The organism is Rhizobium sp. WYCCWR10014 (assembly GCF_001657485.1).
In the GTDB taxonomy this organism is placed as follows: Bacteria; Pseudomonadota; Alphaproteobacteria; order Rhizobiales; family Rhizobiaceae; genus Rhizobium.
On sequence record NZ_LXFU01000035.1, the window covers coordinates 249,711 to 268,948 of the forward strand.

Sequence of the window (19,238 nt, forward strand, 5' to 3'; positions counted from 1 at the left end):
ATTTGGGAGCCGTGTTGATCCAAGCCGCGCCAAGTTTCCTCACGCGGTCCGGACCGCTGGTCCGTCTCGCTCTGTTCGCTCTTGCAGCCGCCATGCCATTTTTCATCGCAGATGCCGTACGCGCCGATTTTCGCGTCTGCAATGGAACACAGAATCTCGTCGGCGTCGCGATTGGATACCGGGCCAAGGATGGCTGGGTGACGGAGGGCTGGTGGCAGGTGCCGGCAACGACCTGCGCCACGCTGATCGAGGGAGAATTGCAGTCGCGCTATTACTACCTCTACGCAGAGGACGCCGCCCGGGGAGGACGATGGACGGGTGATGTGCAGATGTGCGTGGCGGAAAACGAATTCAAGATCTCGGGTGTGCAGGATTGTTATGCCCGCGGTTACCAGAAGATGGGATTTAAGGAATATGATACGGGCCGCCAGGGTAGCTGGATGGTTCAGCTCTCCGACACCCCAGGGACGCAAGAAAGCCAGAATTGATGAAGCGTAATCGCAAAGTTAAAATCCTCGCCACCCTCGGGCCAGCCTCCTCCGAGGAATCGATGATCGAGAAGCTGCACCAGGCCGGTGCCGATGTCTTCCGCATCAATATGAGCCATGCGAGCCACGACCTGATGCGTATGCTTATCCAGCGTATTCGCTCGGTCGAGGCGCGCTCCGGCCGGCCGATCGGCATTCTCGCCGACCTGCAGGGACCGAAATTGCGAGTCGGCAAGTTCGTCGACAGCAAAGTCGACCTGAAGCCCGGCCAGACCTTCACGCTCGACAACAACGAAGCGCTCGGCGACCAGAACCGCGTCTATCTGCCGCACCCCGAGATCCTGGAGTCGGTGCAGCCCGGCCACCGTCTGCTGATCGATGACGGCAAGCTCGCCCTGCGCGCAGAAAAATGCGACGGCAAGAGCATCGTCACCACTGTTATTTCGGGCACGCGCATCTCCGACCGCAAGGGCGTCAGCCTTCCCGACACGTTGCTCGGCGTCGGCGCATTGACGGATAAGGACCGCGCCGACCTCGACGCCGTGCTTGCCACCGACGATGTCGACTGGGTGGCGCTTTCCTTCGTCCAGCGTCCCGACGACCTTGCCGAAGTGCGCAAGATCGCCCGTGGCCGCGTCGGCCTGATGTCGAAGATCGAAAAGCCGCAGGCTCTCGAGCGCATCGAGGAAATCATCGAACTGTCAGACGCATTGATGGTCGCCCGCGGCGATCTCGGCGTCGAAATGCCGCTCGAATCGGTTCCCGGTATCCAGAAGCAGCTGATCCGTGCCTGCCGCCGTTCGGGCAAGCCGGTGGTCGTTGCCACGCAGATGCTGGAATCGATGATCTCGGCGCCGGTGCCGACACGCGCCGAAGTTTCCGACGTCGCGACCGCCGTCTTCGAAGGTGCGGATGCCGTTATGCTCTCGGCCGAATCGGCCTCGGGCGACTATCCCGTCGAAGCCGTCTCGACGATGGCATCGATTGCCACCGCCATCGAGCGCGAGCCGCATTATCCCGGCATCATTTATGCCCAGCGTGCCCAGCCGGAAGCGACCGGCGCCGATGCGATCTCGCTTGCCGCCCGTCAGATCGCCGAAACGCTGAAGCTGTCGGCGATCGTCTGTTACACCTCGTCGGGCACGACAGGCCTTCGTGCCTCGCGCGAGCGTCCGCAGGTGCCGATCCTGGCACTGTCGCCGATCATCAAGACGGCGCGCCGTCTTGCCGTCGTCTGGGGCCTGCATTGCGTCGTGACCCATGACGCGACCGATCTCGACGACATGGTCAACCGCGCCTGCCGCATCGTCGCGGACGAAGGCTTCGGCAAGCCGGGCGATCGCATCATCATCTCGGCCGGTGTGCCGCTCGGCACGCCCGGCGCCACCAATATGATCCGCATTGCCTATATCGGCTCCGACGGCCAGAGCGGCGTCTGATCCAATCGTATCCTTCGAAAGCCCGCTGCCTGAAGAGGCGGCGGGTTTTTTCGTTGATGGGGCGGTATTGCCAAGGGCTGCGGTGCGTGCAAGTTTCGATGTCCTGGGTTCGGAGGAGCATCATGGATATCGTCACGCTTCTGGCTTTTGCGGCCGTTTCCTTCGTTGGCATCGCGACGCCGGGGCCAACGGTGCTCTTGGCGCTGACCAACGGCTCTCGGCATGGTCTACGCCGCGCAGTTGCCGGCATGATCGGCGCGGTGCTGTCCGATTTCGTGCTGATCGGCGCCGTGGCAATCGGGCTCGGTGCGCTGCTCGCCGCATCGGAATTCTGGTTTTCGATGTTGAAATGGGCGGGTGCCGCCTATCTCGCTTTTCTCGGTATCATGCTGCTGCGTTCGAAAGGCACGATCGATGCGGCGTTGAAGTCCGGAGCGCCTGCGGGCGCGACGTGGTCCTTCTCGATCGGACTGAAGAGCTTCATGGTCGCTGCGACCAATCCGAAGGGCTACCTGTTCTTCTCGGCCTTCCTGCCGCAGTTCATCGACCCGACCCTGCCGCAGGCAACGCAATATATGCTTCTGGCGCTGGTCTTTGCCGCGCTCGATTTCCTGATCATGTTCGGCTACGCCTTCTTCGGCTCGCAGGCGGTGCGTTTCCTGAAAACTTCGGGCGCCATGTGGCTGGAGCGGGCCTGCGGTGGCGCGCTGCTAGCGCTTGCCGGTTCATTGGCCTTCTATCGCCGGGCAACCGTCTGAGTTCAGGGTTGAGGCAGGGATAGGTGGCCCACACGATAGGCTTGCGTGTTCTCACCGATCTCGGGAAGCTCCCGCCAGAGCCTGAAGCGTACCCGCGTCCAACTCGTCGGTTCGAACCCGGAGACGGAGGCGAGTGCGCCGCCCGTCGCCAGGTCGGCTTCGGCTGCCACGCTTTCGGCGCGGCGGATGTCGGCGAGCGGCGCGTAGGGCTCTGTGTGCAGGATATCGCCTGTGGCGAACCTGGCTGAGGCGATATCAGGCGAGATTTCTGCCTGCCAGACGATCCAGGTCTTCACCTGCGGCCGGCCGAAGGCGTCGGTGAGCGTCTCGAAACCCGGGCCGCAGAGGAAGTCGCTAGCCCCTTCCGGCTTCTGCCAGAGATAGAAGGGCGCATAGAGGCTGTCGCGGCTGCCGAACTCCCCCTTGCGGGCGCTGAGATAGGCTTTGAAGCCGAGATTGGGAAAGCCGTCGAGCAGCGGACCCTTATCGCGGATGCGGCGGTCGATGATCGACATGTCGTAATCGGCGGGCAGGGTGAAGCTGTACTGCATGGCGATCATGACTGTCTCTCCACCGGTTGCAGCCATTGGACGACGCTGCCGTTTTCTACCGGCTGGACGCTGATGTAGCTGAAGGGGCTGTCGTCGGCCGCGCCATGCCAGTGGCGCTCGCCGGGCGCAAACCAGACGGCATCGCCGGCACGCAATGCTTCGATCGGGCCGCCGTCGTTCTGCGCCAACCCATGGCCCGAAAGCACATAGAGCAACTGGCCTTTGGAGTGCGTGTGCCAGCGGGTGATGGTGCCGGGATCAAGCGTGGCGCGCATTGCGGTGTTCTCGCCATCGGCGCTGCCTTCGAGCAGCATCTCGACCCAGAAGGGCGCAGTCGCGACGCCCTCCGGCGAGCGGATTGCTCTGCCGGGGCGCCTGATGGTCATGGTCTTCGGGTTCGAAGCGCTCATTGCCGGCCTCCAGCCACACGAAGCCGCCAGTCGGGTTCTGTCATCTGGGCGATGCCGTCGCCGAAGGAGCAATCTTCCGGCGCACTTGTGCTGATGACGATCATCACATCCTCGGGCCGAAGGCCTGGCGATTGCGCCAGCAGATCGACGAGCCGCCGATAGAGCGCCTTCTTCGTCTCGGCCGTGCGGGGTCTGCCTATGGTAATCGAGATGTAGACGAAATCGTCGGAGCGCGGACCGGCGAGATAGGTGCGGTCGAAGATCAGCTCGTTCTCGTCATGCTGATGAATGGTCTGGAAGCGATCGTTTTCAGGCACATCGAAGGTGTCGACCAAGGCGTGTTGGATGTTGTCGGATAGCGCCTTGAGATAGTCCGGCGACTTGCCTTTGCGAAGAGAAATGCGAACGAAGGGCATCGGGATCTCCATGGTTCGGGCCGTTTGTCGGCCTTGACAGCAGAATGATTACACGGCACGATGATGCTGAAAATCAGAATTTTATGGATGAATAATCCTTAAAAACGGGATTATGTAATGCGACGGACGATCTTCGATCTCGATGTGCTTCGAACCTTTTCGACCGGCATGGAGCTCGGCAATTTCGCCAAGGCGGCCGAGCGGCTCGGGCGTTCGACCTCGGCAGTGAGTGCGCAGCTGAAGAAGCTGGAAGAACAGGCGGGCACGCCGATCTTCCGCAAGGCGGGTCGCGGGCTGGCGCTGACCGATGCCGGCGAGACGATGCTCGGTTATGCCAGGCGGCTGTTGGAGCTCAACGACGAGGCGGCTGCGGCCGTGCATAGCGTCGAACTGGAAGGCTGGGTGCGGCTCGGCCTGCAGGAGGACTTCGGCGAGACCCTGCTGCCTGATGTGCTCGGCCGCTTTGCGCGCGCTCATCCGAAGGTCCGGATCGAGGCGCGGGTGGTGCGCAATGCCGAGCTGCTCGAGCGCGTCACCTCGGGCAAGCTCGATCTCGCGCTTGCCTGGAGTGACGGCACGCTGACGGCGCATTGCGAGCGGATCGGCGAAGTGCCGATGCGCTGGATCGGACCTGCCGAGGGGCAGCCGGGCTGGCAAGCCGCAAGCGGCGAGCCGATGCCGCTCGCTTCGCTGGAGGCGCCGTGTCTGCTGCGGAGTGCAGCGACCAAGGCACTTGATGAGGCGGGCATTTCCTGGCGGCTCGCCTTCGTCAGTCCCAGCCTCGGCGGTCTCTGGGCCGCGACAGCGGCAGGCCTCGGCCTCACCATCCGCACGCCGATCGGCCTGCCGGCGAAGGTCCGGCCGCTCACGCCGGAGACAATCGGCTTGCCGGATTTGCCGAAGCTCGGTCTGGTCCTGCATCGAGCGGAAGCCGAACCGCAGCCGGCTGCGGCCCGGCTCGCCGAACTCGTGCTTCAGTCGGTGCATGGCGCGCTGCGCGAGGTGTTGGCTTGACATCTCCGCATTGACCCCTCGGGCGCAAGCCTGTAGCCTCGAGCCGCTATGAAGACGTTCACCCTCAATATCGCTTCGGTCTTCTTCTTGAGCCTCTAAGGCTCTGCCTTCGGGCATCAGAAGATGCGGCCGCTGACCAGCCTTTGCGGCTGGCGCGTCGCCGTGGACGGTAACGACCCTGCGTCTGGCCAAGGAAAGGGCCGGCAGGATTGGCGATAGAGAGATATGTCATGACATCAGATGTTTATCCGGCGGCACTGAGTGCTGCGCAGATCGAGCAATTCATCGAGGACGGTTTCGTCAGGATCGACGACGCTTTTCCCCACGCATTGGCCAAGGAAGCTCGGGCCATCATGTGGCGTGATATTCCCTTCGATGCGGATGATCCAAGGACGTGGACGCAGCCCGTCGTGCGGCTTGCCGGTTATGGCGGCGGACCATTCGAGAAGGCCGTCAACACGCAGGTATTGCATTCGGCCTTTGACCAGCTCGTCGGCAAGGGGCGCTGGGAGCCACGCAGTGGGCTTGGCAGTTTCCCGGTGCGCTTTCCCTATCCCGATGATCCCGGTGATGCCGGTTGGCATGTCGATCTGAGCTTTCCCGGCGAGGATTCCAATCCGGATGAGCAACGGGACTTCTCCGCCTGGCGGGTGAACATCACCTCGCGCGGGCGGGCGTTGCTGATGCTCTTCCTGTTTTCGGATGTCGGGGAGGAGGATGCGCCGACCCGCATCCGCGTCGGTTCGCACAAGGATATCGCCCGTCTTCTGGCGCCGGCGGGGGAAGCGGGGATGGCGCATCTTTGGCTGGAGCATGTCGGGGAAGACCGGCCGCTGGCGTTGGCGACGGGCCTGGCGGGCACGGTCTATCTGTGCCATCCGTTCCTCATCCATGCAGCGCAGATGCATCGCGGCAAGGAGCCGCGTTTCATGGCGCAGCCCGGCCTTGCACCTTCCGAACCTCTTTTGCTTGAACGGGAGGACGGCGCCTATTCGCCAGTCGAGATCGCGATCCGCCGGGCGCTTCAGGAGCAGTAGCGAGGATAGAAAGCACCCAGCCGTCGCAGGCTGGGTGCTCACATCTGCAGCTCCTGCTGAGCGTTGCGGCGTATTGCCTGCGGCGGCTGGCCAAAGGCGCGCAGGAAAGCGCGGCGCATACGCTCGCGGTCGGCAAAGCCGGTCTCGTCGGCGACGACGTCAATCGGATGGCGGCTCTGCTCCATCATCAGCCGGGCGGCTTCGAGCCGCAGGTTCTCGACGGCCTTGGCCGGCGCTTGCCCGGTTTCGGCGCGGAAGGCGCGGCTGAACTGGCGAGGGCTGAGATGGGCCACCTCCGCCAGCTCGTCGACCGAAAGCCCCGATTTCAGATTGCTGCGGGCGTGGGCGAGCGCCTTCTGGATGCGGTCTGATTTGGGCTCCAGCTCCAGCAGGGCGGAAAATTGCGACTGGCCGCCGGCGCGCCTGTGATAGACGACGAGTTTGCGGGAAACGGCGCGCGCCACATCGAAACCGTGATCCTTCTCGACCATCGCCAAAGCCAGATCGAGACCGGCCGTCATGCCGGCCGAGGTCCAGATCGAACCGTCGATGATGAAGATCCGGTCCTCTTCCATCTTTATCTTGGGATAGCGGCTTTGCAGTTCGCGCGAGACGTACCAGTGCGTCGTCGCGCGGCGGCCGTCGAGGATGCCGGCTTCAGCGAGAAAGAAGGCACCGGTGCAGATCGAGGCCAAACGACGCGCGGCCGGCAGGGCTGCGCGGATGAAGTCGGCTTCTGCGGCATTCGGCAACCTGATACCGGGCGCGCCTGTCACGATCAGCGTGTCGAGGGCTGGGTCGCCAAACGCCTCCGTTTCCATCACCATGCCAAGCGAGTTGGCAATCGGTCCGCCATTTTCGGAGAGGTAGCGGATCTCATAAACCTTTTCCTCGAGTTCGAGATTGGCGAACTCGAAGGCGGAGACGGCCGCCAGGCTCATGATCTGGAAGCCGGGATAGAGCAGAAAGCCGATTTGCTGCATGATCATCACCTTCGAAAAAGAGGATGTCCTGAAAAGTGGTATATATGACATTCAGGACAGGCGCAATCGGGCGTAAGACTCTCCTCAAGCGCAAGGCATTGGGTCAGCGCATGCAAGGAGACGGATATGACGCAGGAACATAAGGGTACGGCGCTGGTGACAGGCGCATCCTCGGGCATCGGCGCAATCTATGCCCACAGGCTGGCGAAGCAGGGTTACGACCTCATCATCGTCGCCCGCAACGGCGAGCGGCTGAAGGCGCTGGCAAGCCGGCTGACCGAAGAGACCGGCCGGACGGTCGAGACTGTCGTTGCCGATCTCGGCAACCGGGCCGATCTCGCCCGCATCGAAGGGGTGCTCAGGGAAGACCGGAGCGTCACGCTTCTGGTCAACAATGCCGGTGTCGGTGGAACTGCGCCGCTGCTTTCCGCCGATGTCGACAAGATGCAGGAGATGATAGAGCTCAACGTCACGGCACTGACGCGGCTGACCTATGCTGTCGTGCCGGGTTTCGTCGCACGCGGCGGCGGTACGATCATCAATATTTCCTCCATCGTCGCGATCGCGCCGGAGCTGCTGAACGGCGTTTACGGCGGTACGAAAGCCTTCGTACTCGCCTTCAGCCAGTCGCTGAAGCACGAACTGGCGGACAAGAACATCCGCGTGCAGGCCGTGCTGCCCGGCGCCACCGCAACAGAATTCTGGGGCATCGCCGGCACGCCAGTCGAACACCTGCCCAATGAGATCGTGATGTCGGCGGAGGATATGGTCGATGCGTCGCTCGTAGGCCTCGGGCAGGGCGAATTCGCGACCATACCGTCGCTCGAGGATGCCGGTCTGCTTGCCGCCTACGAGCAGGCGCGCGAAGCGCTGATGCCGAACCTGTCTCGCAGCATGCCGGCGGAGCGCTATAAAATCGCGTGACGTTTGCCGATAAAAAATCATCCACAGCAGGTGCTGTGGATGGCCCAAGAGCGTTCACGGCATTTGCGGCCGATTGCAACCTTGTACCTGCGCTGTCTAGCCGAACCGTTCGAGCGCCGTGGCGAAGATATCGGCATCGACATTGCCACCCGAGGTGACGGCGACGATCGTGTCGCTTTCTAACGCGTCGCCGTGGAAAAGGGCGGCGGCGAGCGCCACGGCACCGCCAGGCTCGACGACAATCTTCAACCGCGTGAAGGCGAGCGCCATAGCGCGCAGCGCCTCCTCGTCGGTGACGACGATGCCCGGGCCCGCGAGGCGCTTGAGGATCGGGAAGGTGATGTTGCCCGGCTGCGGCGTGACGATCGCATCGCAGATCGAGCCCGATACCGCCGCGTTGCGTTCGATCTTACCGGAGGCGAGCGAGCGGGTGGTGTCGTCGAAATCCCTGGGCTCGCAGGGGCGGACACGAAAGCCGGGCGCGCTGGCTTCAAGGGCGAGCGCGATGCCGGAGGTCAATCCGCCGCCGCCGCAGGGCACGAGGACTTCGGCTGATGTCACGCCTTCCTCTTCGGCCTGTTCGGAGATTTCGAGACCGGTCGTGCCCTGACCGGCGATGACCAGTGGTTCGTCGAAGGGCTTGATCAGCGTCAGGCCGCGCTCGGCCGAAAGCCTCGCGCCGATCTCGTCGCGATCCTCGTTGACGCGATCGTAGAGCACCACTTCGGCGCCGAAGGCGCGGGTATTGTCAATCTTCAGCTTCGGCGCATCGCTCGGCATGATGATGACGGAGGGGATATTGTGCAGCTTGGCAGCAAGCGCAACGCCCTGGGCGTGGTTGCCGGAGGAGAAGGCGATGACGCCCTTCGAGCGTAACGCAGCGTCGAGGCCGGAGACGGCCGACCAGCCGCCGCGAAACTTGAACGAGCCGGAATGCTGCAGACATTCCGCTTTCACGAACAGACGCCGGCCGCCTATCTCATCGAGGAAAGGGGAGGAGAGAAGCGGCGTGCGCCTTGCATGACCGCGCAGACGGGCGCGGGCTGCGACAATCATTTCAATGCTGGCCATTCGGGAATCTTTCTGCTTGCGGGTTCGCCCATGCATAGGGCGCGGCAAGTCAATTGTGAACGGCGACTTTGTCACGGTGACATGAATGGTGCCACCTCTGCGTCTTTAGCCGCGTTGCGCTTTCCACCGACTGTTTGACCAGGCGATCCCCGAAAGCGTCAGTAGCCGCTTGCCGACCCTTCCGTTGCGCGGCTGTCCATGGCGCCATTGTAGCGGGCGCCGCCACCCTTTTCGATGGCCGCAAGGCTTTTGCCGCCGACGAGGATGCCGGCGGCCTGGCCCCATTGCGGCGCGTCATTGCCACCATCGAAGCTGTAGCCCATGGCGGCGAGCGTCTTTTCGGTATCGGGGGACAGCGCATAGGGTTCGAGATAGACCTTGTCGGGCTGCCACTGATGATGGAGACGCGGGGCGTTGACCGCCTGGCTGATATCCATGCCGAAATCGACGACATTGAGGATCGCTTCCAGCGTGATGGTGATGATGCGCGAGCCGCCGGGGCTGCCGATCACCATGAAGGGCTTGCCGTCCCGGGTGACGATCGTCGGGCTCATCGAGGAGAGCGGCGTCTTCTTCGGCGCGATGGCATTGGCTTCGCCTTGCACCAGTCCGTAGAGGTTCGGCACGCCGGGCTTGGAGGTGAAATCGTCCATCTCGTTGTTGAGCAGGACGCCGGTGCCAGGCGCCACCACGGCTGCACCGAAGGAGCCGTTCAGCGTATAGGTGACGGCAACCGCATTGCCCTCGTCGTCGATGATCGAATAATGCGTCGTCTCGGTGCTTTCCTTGCCGCCGAGCGGCTTCAGGTTCGCCGAGGTGCCGGCCTTGTAGGGATCGATCTTGGCGGCAGTTTCCAAGGCATATTTCTTGTCGAGAAGCTTGGCGACCGGGTTCTCGACGAAATCGGGATCGCCGAGGGCTGCGTTACGATCGACATAGGCGTAGCGCATCGCCTCGACCATGATGTGCACGGTTTCGGCCGAGTTATAGCCGAGATAGGAAAGCGGGTATCCTTCCAGAACGTTGAGGATCTCGCAGATGATCACGCCGCCGGAGGAAGGCGGCGGCGAGGAGATGATGTCGTAGCCGCGGTAATTGCACTCGATCGGCTTCAGTTCGCGCACGGCATATTGCTCGAAATCCTCCTTGGCGAGGATACCGCCCTTGGCCTGGCTCGCCTTGACGATCGCTTCGGCGGGCGCGGCCTTGTAGAAGGCGTCGGGGCCTTTTTCGGAGATGGCGGCCAAGACTGTGGCGAGATCCGGCTGCTGGAGCTTTTCGCCCGATGCATAGGATTTACCGTCGGGTTTCAGGAAGATCTTCGTCGCCTCCTCGTCCTTGGCGAGGCGCTTAGCGCTGCCGGCGAAACTTGCAGCGTCGCCCTGTTCCAGCGTGAAACCTTCCTTGGCGAAGCGGAGCGCCGGCGCGATAAGATCCTGGCGCGACTTGGTGCCGTATTTCTCGCGCGCGGTCTCGAAGCCCATGACGGAGCCCGGCACGCCGACGGCAAGATAACCGTCGAGGCTGGCACGCGGCACTATATCGCCCTTGGCATCGAGATACATGGTCTTCGTGGCGGCAAGCGGCGCGCGTTCGCGGAAATCGAGGAAGGTCTTGGTGCCGTCTTTCAGGCGGATGGTCATGAAGCCGCCGCCGCCGAGATTGCCGGCCGAGGGATAGACGACCGCCAGCGCATAACCGACGGCGACCGCCGCATCGACGGCATTGCCGCCGCTTTTCAGTACTTCGACGCCGACATCGGTCGCCAGATGCTGGGCGGTGACGACCATGCCGTGCTCGGCTTCGACGGGCGCAGGCGAGGCGGCGAAAGCCGAGGTCAGGCTCAGCGACAGTGCTGATATGACGGAGATCGTCCCGATATGCAGGCGGCCCATGATTTCCCCTCCTATGGATCGTGATGGAAAAACATATGGGACTGCCGGAGCTTGAGGCAATGCAAGGAATTCGCTTTATGCGAGAAGCTCGGCGAGTTTCCTGTTGGTGTCGTCGTCATCGAGCGGCGTATAGACGATGAGCTTCATCTCCGGCCGGTTCGTCAGTGTCAGGCCGGTATGTTCGAAGGACATGCGGCCCTTGGCGGGATGGTCGATGCGCTTGATGCCGGATAATGGGCTGATGACCTCGTGGCGCTGCCACCAGTCGCGAAATTCCGGGCTTGCCTGTTTCAGCAGCGCGATCAGCCGCTCGAAATCCGGATCGCCGGCATAACGCGCGCTGTCTGCGCGAAACATTGCCAGCGAGACGCGTGCAACCGATTCCCAATCGACGAGCAGCCGGCGATGCGCCGGGTCGGCGAAGAGACGATGCATGATGTTGCGCTCGTCGCGGTCGAGCGTGTCATAGCCGCCGAAAAGCACGTCGGCGGCGCGGTTCCAGGCGAGCACGTCCCATCGGCGGCCGAGCACATAGGCCGGTTGATGGGTCAAGTTGGTTAGCATGCGCTGCAGCGGCTCGTCGACGCATTCGGGTGCGGACGAGACTGCCTGCGGCACTTGCCGATTGTTGAGGGTGAAGAGATGCCGGCGTTCAGCCTCGTCGAGGCGCAGCGCATCGGCAAGAGCGTTGAGCACCTGCATGGAGGGCCTGATGTCGCGGCCCTGTTCCAGCCAGGTGTACCAGGTGGTGCCGACCCCGGCGAGCATGGCGAGCTCTTCGCGGCGGAGACCCGGCGTGCGTCGGCGAAACCCCTCCGGCAGGCCAACCTCGGAGGGCGTCAGCCGCTCACGGCGGGAGCGCAGGAAGGCTGCGAATTCACGGCGGCGGGCCTCGAATGTGTCGGATCTCTGGTCCATGTCGGGAACCATATCAGTATTGATACCAGGATAAAACTGGAACTGTTTGCCGATTGCGGGCCGCGCATGATTGACGTGTCGCAGGTGGTTGAAGCGCCTGCGGCTCGATCAATTCAAGGAGCAGCATCATGTCTTTGCAGCATGTGGTCGTCATCGGCGGTTCTTCCGGCATCGGTCTTGCCACGGCGAAATTACTTTTGAAACAGGGATACACGGTCACCATTGCCGGCCGCGACGGCGAAAAGCTTGCCGCGGCGAAGGCATCGCTTGAGGGCGATCCGCGTAGCCTCGTGCTCGATGCGGCGGAGCTTTCCAGCCTCGGGGAGGCTTTTGACGGGGTCGGCGCATTCGGTCATCTCGTGCTGGCGATGGGCAGCGGTCACGGCGCCGGACCCTTCGCGACGCTCGACATGGCGGATCTGCTTGCCGGTTTTCAGACCAAGCTCATCCCGCATGCAGCGGCAGCCCAGGCGGCACTGCCGCTGCTGCAGCCGGGCGGCAGCATCACCTTCGTTTCGGCGGTCAGCGCGCAGGCAGCGATGCCTGGCACGGCTGGACTCGCGGCCGTCAATGCCGGCATCGAGGCGATGGTGCCGGTGCTTGCCGCCGAGTTGAAGCCGTTGCGTGTCAACGGCGTTTCGCCTGGGGTCGTCGATACGCCGTGGTGGAGTTTCCTGCCGCCCGAGCAGCGCAGCAACGTCTTTGCGGATTTCGCCGGCCGCACCCCGGTCGGCCGTGTCGGCAGGCCGGAGGATATCGCGCAGGCGATTGCCTTCCTGATCGGAAACGGCTTCATGAGCGGCCACGTCATCACCTGCGACGGCGGCGTGCGTCTCGGCGCCTAAAGATGCTGAAAAAGGTGAGCGGTTTTCAGACGGTCCCGCCGATGGTTTCGTCGGCGGGAAATTCCATGCCGGAGAGATCGCGGTCCTTCAGTGCCGCCCATTTCAGCAGCGCATCGAGCGCCGGGCAGAGCGCCTGGCCCCAATCGGTCAGACAATATTCGACCTTGGGCGGCACCTGATGATGAACGATACGGCGGATGATGCCGTCCGCCTCCATCTGCCGGAGCTGCTGGATCAGCATCTTCTGCGAAATCGCCGGAATGGCGCGTTCTAGATCGGAGAAGCGCAGGGTCTTGCCGCCGAAGAGGTGGAAGAGAATGATCAGCTTCCAGCGTCCCTCCAGAATTTTCAGCACGTTTTCGACGCCGGTCGCGGCGGAATAGGGTGTCATCCGACTACCTTACTTTTTGGTAAGTACCATACTTTTTTGTAGGTTCTTGTTATTTCGTAAGCCTATCGCCATCCTCTTTCCAAGGCAAGAAGAGAGGATCTTTCATGACTATAGAACTCCCGAAACCGCTGCCGACCTATTTCGCCGCGAAGAACCGCAAGGACATAAATGGCATGCTTTCGACCTTTAACGAGGACGCAGATGTGCGTGACGAGGGCGAGGACATGCACGGCCATGCGGCGATCCGCGACTGGATGGAAAAGACGACACGCAAATACGGCGTCACGGTCGAAGTTACCGGTCTGGCAGGGACGGAGGCTCAGCCGATCGTCTCTGCCCTTGTGGCCGGCAATTTTCCGGGCAGCCCGGCGACACTCCACTACCACTTCACGCTGGACGGCCAGTCCATCATCCATCTGGAGATCGGCGCATGACGATCGCTCCAGGATTCCCCTTCGATCCAAGCGAATTTTCCGGCAAGCGCATTCTCGTCACCGGCGGCACCAAGGGCATGGGCGAGGCGATCGTTGCTCGCCTTTCGGCGGCCGGCGGCCGGGTCGCGACGACGGCGCGTTCGCCGCTGCCGGAGGGCCAGGCGCCTGATCTGTTCGTGCAAGCCGACATCAGCACCACTGCCGGCGTGAAGACCCTCGTTCAACGGATATTCGAGGCATTCGGCGGGCTTGATATCCTTATCAATAATGTCGGCGGATCGTCGGCGCCGAGCGGTGGCTTTGCAGCCCTTGCCGACGAACATTGGCAGGCGGATATCGCCGCCAACCTGCTGACGCCGGTGCGGCTCGACCGGGCGTTTCTGCCCGGCATGATCGAGCGCGGCCATGGCGTCATCATCCATGTGTCGTCGATCCAGAGGCGGCTGCCGCTCCACGAGGCGACACTTGCCTATGCGGCGGCGAAAGCGGCGCTTTCAAATTACAGCAAGGGGCTATCGAAGGAGGTTGGACCGAAGGGCGTCAGAGTAAATACTATCGCGCCGGGCTTTATCGAAACGACGGCAGCCACGGCGTTGATCCGACGCATCGCCGACGAGGCGGGCATAGATGAGGAGGGCGGCCGGCAAATGTTGATGGATTCGCTCGGCGGCATTCCGCTCGGCAAGCCGGGGCACCCCGACGACGTGGCCGAACTTGTTGCTTTTCTGGCGTCGCCGCGTGCGGCCTTCATTCACGGCGCCGAATATACGATCGACGGCGGTACGGTTCCGACCGTCTGATCGCGTGAAGAGGCGACAAGCCTTTCTTCGGCTCTCCGTGCGATTGCCTGCAGGTCGCGCGGCTTGCCTGATATCTTCTCCATGGCGGCGATGGCGACATCGGTTGCAAGGTAATCCGGCTTGTGGCCGACGCCGCGAACGGTGATGAGCTCCGAGCCTGATATATCGCGGGCAAGGCCGCGCGAGTGCAGGTGTTCCCAGACGATCTCGTCGCTGTCGCCCGTTATGATGACGGTCGGCGCGGTGATCTGCGAATAGAGCAGCGACTGCTCCTTCACATAGGCGAGCAGTCTTTTGAAATCGGCTGCATTGTTTTGGAAGGCGCCAGGGCGCAATACGAGCGACGGACCGGTTTTTTCAATGTAGTCGGCCGGGCGCGGATTGGGACGGAAGACATTCAGCGTGCCGCGCTCCAGCCGGCTCAGCCCGAGCGGCACGACGATCGCATGGTTGAAGAGCCAGCCGAGGACCGGCACGGTCGCCACATGATAGTACCAGTCGATACCGCCCGGCCAGGGATGGGTGGCGGGCGCGAGGAAGAGCAGGCCGGCGGTCTTGTCAGGATGGCGCAGGCCGAAGGCGGCGGTGATCGCGCCGCCGAAGGAATGGCCGACGATGATTGCCTTCCCGATGCCACGCTTCTCCATCAGCCTGGCGATTGCATCTGCCTGGCCGGAGGGGACGCCGTTCTCAGGGCCGCCACGTTCGGAATAGCCATGACCGGGACGATCGACGAAGAGCATTTCTGCCCGGCCTTCGAGTGCGGCGCGGAAGGCAACGACCTGGTCGAGCAGATTGCCGCTGGCGCCGTGAATGAAGACCAGCGCCGGCAGATCCGCATTTTCGGGACGCTCGACGTGGACGGCATTCATGCGGTAGCCGCCGACATCCGTCAGTTCGCCGATATTCGGATAGGCGTGTTCGAATTGCCGTGCCTTATAAGTGGAGTAACCGATGGCGGCGGCGAGCGGGGCGAGAAGAGCGGAAACTTCTGCAAGCATGATCTCAACGACCGATAATTGCGGGATGACTTGAGGCGGACAACCGCCACATCGTTCCCTCTCCATTCTAAAATTGTGCAGCGCGATCCGACGTCAAGGTCACCGACCGGGAATCAGGTGCGGTTGCCGGCAAGTTTTTCCGCAAGCGTGTTGGCCTGTTCCTGCGCGGTGCGTTCGGCGGGATAGATATCGAGAAAACGCTCCCACGCCTTCAAGGTCAGCTGGTCGTTGCCGGAATTGCTGAGGATCGCCGCCATGCCGGAGAGCGCGCCGAAATGGCGCGGCTCGAGATCGAGCACACGTTCGATGTCGGACATCGACTTGCGATAATTTCCCATGACGAAATTCAGCGTGGCGCGGCGGTTCCAGCTTTCGGCATAATCGGGCTTCAGCGCGATCGCCTCGTCGAGGAAATCGAGGGCGGCAGGGTTGCGCTTTTCCTCGATCGCCTTGTCGGCCCACTGCATGAGCAGATTGACGGTGGCGCTGCCGGAATCGTTCCATTCCATGCGGATTTCATTGGCGATGCCACTGGCCTTTTCGGGATCGCGTTCACGCTTCAGCTGGCTGAAGAGCTGGTCGAGGTGCTGCTTCGGCGAATTGTTGGCATCCGCCTGCTCGACGATAACCTCCTTTTTCGTGGCGGCGGCCGGCTTTTCCGCGGCAGCGGCCGGAAAGGAGGAGGTGAGCAGAATGATGGCGAGCGGCAGCGCCGCTGATGTCAAAGCAAAAAAGCGCATGGCGGGCATATTAGCCCGCCAGCGCCGAAGATCAAACAAATTTGACGTGATCACCGCAGCGACCCACCGGATACATCTGCCGGCGCAAGCTCACGCGGCAGGGCGATCCGGACGCGCGAAATCAGCCCTGACGAGCCTTGAAGCGCGGGTTCAGCTTGTTGATGATGTAGATGCGGCCCTTGCGGCGAACCAGACGGTTGTCACGGTGACGAGCCTTGAGCGACTTGAGCGAATTCTTGATCTTCATTTTTCTGATCCGCGATCTCTATGGGGGAATTCACATTCGCCCGTATCTTTAACAATCAAAAGCGCGCCATCGGGCGCGCTGTTTAGGTGGGGGAGCAGATACCCCGTCACCTTTTCCGTGTCAACCACATGAAGGTGTTTTTCCCAAGGCGCAGGGGTGTTTTCTCAGGCCAAAACCGGCGATTTCGGCGTCAAGGTGGTGACATGGCCCATCTTGCGGCCGGGGCGCCACTCGGTCTTGCCATAGAGATGAACCAGCGTATCGGGGCGCCGCAGCCAGTCCGGAACGGCAAGAATATCGTCGCCGATCAGGTTCTGCATGACGCAGTCGGAATGGCGCTCGGCATTGCCGAGCGGCAGGCCGGCGACGGCGCGAATATGCTGCTCGAACTGGCTGACGACGCAGGCGGCTTCCGTCCAGTGACCGGAGTTGTGGACACGCGGCGCCATCTCGTTGGCGATCAGACCACCATCGGCAAGCACGAAGAATTCGATGCCGATGACGCCGACATAGTTCAATGCGGCAAGGATTTTCTCCGCCGATTGCCGCGCGGCGTCCGCCGCCGGCGCAGAGATCGCAGCGGGAACCGTCGAGGTGTGGAGGATGCCGTTGCGGTGGACATTCTCGGCGGGATCGAAGCAGACGAGCGTTCCGTCGGTGGCGCGGGCGGCGATGATCGAGACCTCGCGCTCGAAGGCGACGAAGCTTTCGAGGATGAGCGGCACGCCGCCAAGTGCTGCATAGGCGCCATCCGGGCTGTCTGCCGCCGAGCGGAAAACCTTCTGGCCCTTGCCGTCATAACCGAGACGGCGGGTTTTCAGCACGCCCTGGCCGCCGAAATCCTTCAGTGCCGTCTCAAGGTCGGCCTGGCTGTCGATCGTGTGGAAGCGGGCGGTCGATATGCCGCAGCCATTGAGAAAGCGCTTTTCGACGAGGCGGTCCTGGGCGGCTTCCAGCGCCTTCGGCGGCGGATAGACGGACACGCTCGCCGAGAGCCTTTCGGCGGCTGCGACGGGCACGTTCTCGAATTCGTAGGTGACGACGTCGCAGATATCGGCGAGTTCGGCCAGCGCCGAGGGATCGTCATAGGCGGCGGTAATCTGTCGGTTGGCGAGCTGGGCGGCCGGGCAGTCTGCCTGCGGCTCGAGGATGACCGTGCGAAAATTCAACCGGGCGGCGGCAATGGCCAGCATGCGGCCGAGCTGGCCGCCGCCGATAATGCCGATCGTTCTTGCCGTCATAGATCGTCCATCGGGTATTCGGCGACGGCAGCACTCTGGCGCTCGCGCCATTCGTCGAGCCGGTCGGCAATTTCTTCGTCGGAAAGGGCAAGCACCGCGGCGGCGAGAAGGGCGGCGTTGACCGCGCCGGCCTTGCCGATGGCGAGCGTACCGACAGGAATACCGGCCGGCATCTGCACGATGGAAAGGAGGCTGTCCTGGCCAGACAGGGCTTTCGACTGGACCGGCACGCCGAAGACCGGCAGCGGCGTCATCGCGGCGGTCATACCCGGCAGATGGGCGGCGCCGCCGGCGCCGGCGATGATGACCTTGAAGCCCTCCGCGCGTGCGCCCTTGGCGAAATTGACCAGCCGGTCGACTGTGCGGTGCGCCGAAATGATGCGCGCGTCATAGGGAATTTCCAGCGCCTCCAGCGTGTCGGCGGCGTTTTTCATGGTCTCCCAGTCGGACTGGCTGCCCATGATGATGGCGACGGGTGGTCTGTCTGTCATCGTTGCTGCTATTCCCTCTCAGGCGATGATGTCAGGGATGATCTGATCTTCCAGCTTGGAGAGCTTGTCCTTGATAACGAGTTTTTTCTTTTTCATGCGCTGGATCCGCAGAGCATCGCATCCGGTTAGGATCATGGCGTTGATCGCGGCGTCGAAATCCTCGTGCTCCTGGCGCAGACGCGCCACTATGAGCCTGATTTCCGCCTGTTCCTGATCCGCCATATGCATTCCCCGTTATCGTCCCTGGACCTTGTCCGATCTGGCGATGATTTCCGCAAGCTCCTATCACCAAATACAGGTAACGGCTAGTTAGTCTTGATCATGAAATTGCCATCCAGTCTTCATCTTTTGGCCTTCGACAAGCCTTCAAAAATGTGTCACAGTCCCGCCCGTTGACACCTTGATCCCCGACGATGTTGGCCGGGGAGGGTAAGAGGAAGGAAGGGTCATATGACTGTTCAAGCTCATCTTGAGTCACTACAGAAAAAGCATGTCGCTCTCGAGGAAGAGTTGCACGCGCTCAGAACATCTCCCTCTATTTCCGATACGGAACTTGCCGAATGCAAGCGCCGCAAGCTGCGCATCAAGGACGAGATTCAGCGTCTTAAGTCATCCGTCCACTAATCTTCCCAAGGGTCGCCGGGCGATCATCTTGCGCAACAAGGTAAATCCATCCATTCCACCAAAAATTTGCAAGAACCGGTGATTTGACACCATATTTGCGCCAGTCCGATGCATCCGGCATCGTGGCTGGCGCTTTTGGGTCTGTCGCGTCTCACATCGCGTTCTTATGATCGCATCGTATCCCCAGATCTTGCGGGAACCTGCATCAGGCCCAGAACTGATCCAGCCACAAATTGAGCTTGTCGAAGCCGCGGTTGTTGACCGTGTAGATGCGTTTGGTGCCTTCCGAGGTCACGGAAACGAGATTGCTGTCGAGAAGCGCCTTCAGGTGCTGCGAAACAGCAGGACGGCTGATCGGCAGGCCTTCGGCGAGCTCATTGACCGTCCGTGGCGCGCGACGCAATTCCTCCAGCAGAAACCGCCGGTTCGGATCGGCAATCGCAGAGAAAGGGTCTGTGTTCGACATGACGGGAACGCTACGTCAAACCGGCCGCGCCAGCAAGGAAATTGTGCATTGCAG

The 19,238-nt window shown here is 62.2% G+C and carries 25 protein-coding genes; 10 read left to right on the forward strand and 15 right to left on the reverse strand.

The genetic code is table 11. From position 1 onward, the window contains the following. Positions 1-2 precede the first annotated feature (2 nt). The 3 genes from A6U98_RS15435 (at position 3) to A6U98_RS15445 (ending at position 2,685) form a co-directional block, all read left to right on the forward strand. Positions 3-488 carry a DUF1036 domain-containing protein gene (locus A6U98_RS15435; RefSeq protein WP_156667851.1) on the forward strand — a complete coding sequence of 162 codons (486 nt, stop codon included), beginning with the start codon at positions 3-5 and terminating at the stop codon, positions 486-488. Next, positions 488-1,927: a pyruvate kinase gene (gene pyk, locus A6U98_RS15440; protein ID WP_064651135.1), complete on the forward strand. Its 1,440-nt coding sequence runs from the start codon at positions 488-490 to the stop codon at positions 1,925-1,927. The genes A6U98_RS15435 and pyk overlap by 1 nt, the downstream gene beginning before the upstream one ends. A gap of 122 nt (positions 1,928-2,049) precedes the next feature. Continuing rightward, positions 2,050-2,685 carry a LysE family translocator gene (locus A6U98_RS15445; protein ID WP_064651138.1) on the forward strand — a complete coding sequence of 212 codons (636 nt, stop codon included), beginning with the start codon at positions 2,050-2,052 and terminating at the stop codon, positions 2,683-2,685. Positions 2,686-2,687: 2 nt separating this feature from the next. On the opposite strand, the gene A6U98_RS15450 is transcribed toward A6U98_RS15445, so the two are convergent. From A6U98_RS15450 to A6U98_RS15460, 3 genes are read right to left on the reverse strand one after another with little or no spacing between them, the layout of a single operon-like run. Further along, positions 2,688-3,245 carry a DUF4865 family protein gene (locus A6U98_RS15450; protein WP_064651140.1) on the reverse strand — a complete coding sequence of 186 codons (558 nt, stop codon included), beginning with the start codon at positions 3,243-3,245 and terminating at the stop codon, positions 2,688-2,690. Beyond that, positions 3,242-3,646 carry a cupin domain-containing protein gene (locus tag A6U98_RS15455; RefSeq protein ID WP_064651142.1) on the reverse strand — a complete coding sequence of 135 codons (405 nt, stop codon included), beginning with the start codon at positions 3,644-3,646 and terminating at the stop codon, positions 3,242-3,244. Before A6U98_RS15455 ends, A6U98_RS15450 begins: the two co-directional genes overlap by 4 nt. Beyond that, positions 3,643-4,062: a tautomerase family protein gene (locus tag A6U98_RS15460; protein ID WP_064651144.1), complete on the reverse strand. Its 420-nt coding sequence runs from the start codon at positions 4,060-4,062 to the stop codon at positions 3,643-3,645. Before A6U98_RS15460 ends, A6U98_RS15455 begins: the two co-directional genes overlap by 4 nt. A gap of 117 nt (positions 4,063-4,179) precedes the next feature. Here A6U98_RS15460 and A6U98_RS15465 point away from each other — a divergent pair, with 117 nt between their 5' ends. Together A6U98_RS15465 and A6U98_RS15470 are read left to right on the forward strand one after the other, a co-directional pair. Further along, complete coding sequence (locus A6U98_RS15465) at positions 4,180-5,076, forward strand: LysR substrate-binding domain-containing protein (RefSeq protein WP_064651146.1); 897 nt, start codon at positions 4,180-4,182, stop codon at positions 5,074-5,076. 230 nt (positions 5,077-5,306) lie between these two features. Further along, positions 5,307-6,113, forward strand: a complete 807-nt coding sequence (locus tag A6U98_RS15470; protein WP_064651148.1) for a phytanoyl-CoA dioxygenase family protein — start codon at positions 5,307-5,309, stop codon at positions 6,111-6,113. Positions 6,114-6,151: 38 nt separating this feature from the next. On the opposite strand, the gene A6U98_RS15475 is transcribed toward A6U98_RS15470, so the two are convergent. Further along, the gene (locus A6U98_RS15475; protein WP_064651392.1) at positions 6,152-7,096 is read right to left on the reverse strand and encodes a GlxA family transcriptional regulator; all 945 of its coding nucleotides are present in this window, start codon (positions 7,094-7,096) and stop codon (positions 6,152-6,154) included. A 126-nt stretch (positions 7,097-7,222) separates the two neighbouring features. Here A6U98_RS15475 and A6U98_RS15480 point away from each other — a divergent pair, with 126 nt between their 5' ends. Next, positions 7,223-8,020 (forward strand): SDR family oxidoreductase, encoded by a 798-nt coding sequence (locus tag A6U98_RS15480; protein ID WP_064651150.1) that lies wholly within the window; start codon positions 7,223-7,225, stop codon positions 8,018-8,020. A gap of 96 nt (positions 8,021-8,116) precedes the next feature. Here the strand turns inward: A6U98_RS15480 and A6U98_RS15485 are convergent, their stop codons facing one another. From A6U98_RS15485 to A6U98_RS15495, 3 genes are all read right to left on the reverse strand, one after another. Next, entirely contained in the window at positions 8,117-9,091 is a 975-nt protein-coding gene (locus tag A6U98_RS15485; protein WP_064651152.1) for a threonine/serine dehydratase, read from the reverse strand. Positions 9,092-9,249: 158 nt separating this feature from the next. After that, positions 9,250-10,986 (reverse strand): gamma-glutamyltransferase, encoded by a 1,737-nt coding sequence (gene ggt, locus A6U98_RS15490; RefSeq protein WP_064651154.1) that lies wholly within the window; start codon positions 10,984-10,986, stop codon positions 9,250-9,252. A 75-nt stretch (positions 10,987-11,061) separates the two neighbouring features. Beyond that, a complete protein-coding gene (locus A6U98_RS15495; RefSeq protein WP_064651156.1) occupies positions 11,062-11,916 on the reverse strand; it encodes a helix-turn-helix transcriptional regulator in 855 nt (284 codons plus the stop codon). A gap of 116 nt (positions 11,917-12,032) precedes the next feature. On the opposite strand from A6U98_RS15495, the gene A6U98_RS15500 reads away from it, so the two are divergent. Continuing rightward, the gene (locus A6U98_RS15500; protein WP_064651158.1) at positions 12,033-12,749 is read left to right on the forward strand and encodes an SDR family oxidoreductase; all 717 of its coding nucleotides are present in this window, start codon (positions 12,033-12,035) and stop codon (positions 12,747-12,749) included. Between the two features lie 25 nt (positions 12,750-12,774). On the opposite strand, the gene A6U98_RS15505 is transcribed toward A6U98_RS15500, so the two are convergent. Next, a complete protein-coding gene (locus A6U98_RS15505) occupies positions 12,775-13,140 on the reverse strand; it encodes a winged helix-turn-helix transcriptional regulator (RefSeq protein ID WP_064651160.1) in 366 nt (121 codons plus the stop codon). Between the two features lie 104 nt (positions 13,141-13,244). Here A6U98_RS15505 and A6U98_RS15510 point away from each other — a divergent pair, with 104 nt between their 5' ends. Together A6U98_RS15510 and A6U98_RS15515 are read left to right on the forward strand one after the other, a co-directional pair. After that, positions 13,245-13,574, forward strand: coding sequence for a nuclear transport factor 2 family protein (locus tag A6U98_RS15510; RefSeq protein ID WP_064651162.1), 330 nt, complete (start codon positions 13,245-13,247; stop codon positions 13,572-13,574). Beyond that, a complete protein-coding gene (locus A6U98_RS15515) occupies positions 13,571-14,374 on the forward strand; it encodes an SDR family oxidoreductase (RefSeq protein ID WP_064651165.1) in 804 nt (267 codons plus the stop codon). The genes A6U98_RS15510 and A6U98_RS15515 overlap by 4 nt, the downstream gene beginning before the upstream one ends. Here the strand turns inward: A6U98_RS15515 and A6U98_RS15520 are convergent. From A6U98_RS15520 to A6U98_RS15545, 6 genes are all read right to left on the reverse strand, one after another. Beyond that, positions 14,326-15,375: an alpha/beta hydrolase gene (locus A6U98_RS15520; RefSeq protein ID WP_064651166.1), complete on the reverse strand. Its 1,050-nt coding sequence runs from the start codon at positions 15,373-15,375 to the stop codon at positions 14,326-14,328. The two genes, A6U98_RS15515 and A6U98_RS15520, sit on opposite strands and share 49 nt — an antisense overlap. Before the next feature lie 113 nt (positions 15,376-15,488). Beyond that, positions 15,489-16,124: a hypothetical protein gene (locus A6U98_RS15525; protein ID WP_064651168.1), complete on the reverse strand. Its 636-nt coding sequence runs from the start codon at positions 16,122-16,124 to the stop codon at positions 15,489-15,491. 112 nt (positions 16,125-16,236) lie between these two features. Further along, complete coding sequence (gene ykgO, locus A6U98_RS15530) at positions 16,237-16,362, reverse strand: type B 50S ribosomal protein L36 (RefSeq protein WP_003566454.1); 126 nt, start codon at positions 16,360-16,362, stop codon at positions 16,237-16,239. Between the two features lie 164 nt (positions 16,363-16,526). Continuing rightward, on the reverse strand, positions 16,527-17,603 hold the full coding sequence (locus tag A6U98_RS15535; RefSeq protein ID WP_064651171.1) for a 5-(carboxyamino)imidazole ribonucleotide synthase: 1,077 nt from the start codon (positions 17,601-17,603) through the stop codon (positions 16,527-16,529). Further along, positions 17,600-18,094 (reverse strand): 5-(carboxyamino)imidazole ribonucleotide mutase, encoded by a 495-nt coding sequence (gene purE, locus A6U98_RS15540; RefSeq protein ID WP_011653459.1) that lies wholly within the window; start codon positions 18,092-18,094, stop codon positions 17,600-17,602. The genes A6U98_RS15535 and purE overlap by 4 nt, the downstream gene beginning before the upstream one ends. An 18-nt stretch (positions 18,095-18,112) precedes the next feature. Next, positions 18,113-18,316: a DUF465 domain-containing protein gene (locus A6U98_RS15545; protein WP_064651173.1), complete on the reverse strand. Its 204-nt coding sequence runs from the start codon at positions 18,314-18,316 to the stop codon at positions 18,113-18,115. A gap of 228 nt (positions 18,317-18,544) precedes the next feature. Here A6U98_RS15545 and A6U98_RS15550 point away from each other — a divergent pair, with 228 nt between their 5' ends. Next, positions 18,545-18,718 (forward strand): DUF465 domain-containing protein, encoded by a 174-nt coding sequence (locus A6U98_RS15550; RefSeq protein WP_003542831.1) that lies wholly within the window; start codon positions 18,545-18,547, stop codon positions 18,716-18,718. Between the two features lie 205 nt (positions 18,719-18,923). Here A6U98_RS15550 and A6U98_RS15555 read toward each other — a convergent pair whose 3' ends face one another. After that, complete coding sequence (locus A6U98_RS15555; protein ID WP_003542830.1) at positions 18,924-19,184, reverse strand: metalloregulator ArsR/SmtB family transcription factor; 261 nt, start codon at positions 19,182-19,184, stop codon at positions 18,924-18,926. Between the last annotated feature and the right edge of the window lie 54 nt (positions 19,185-19,238).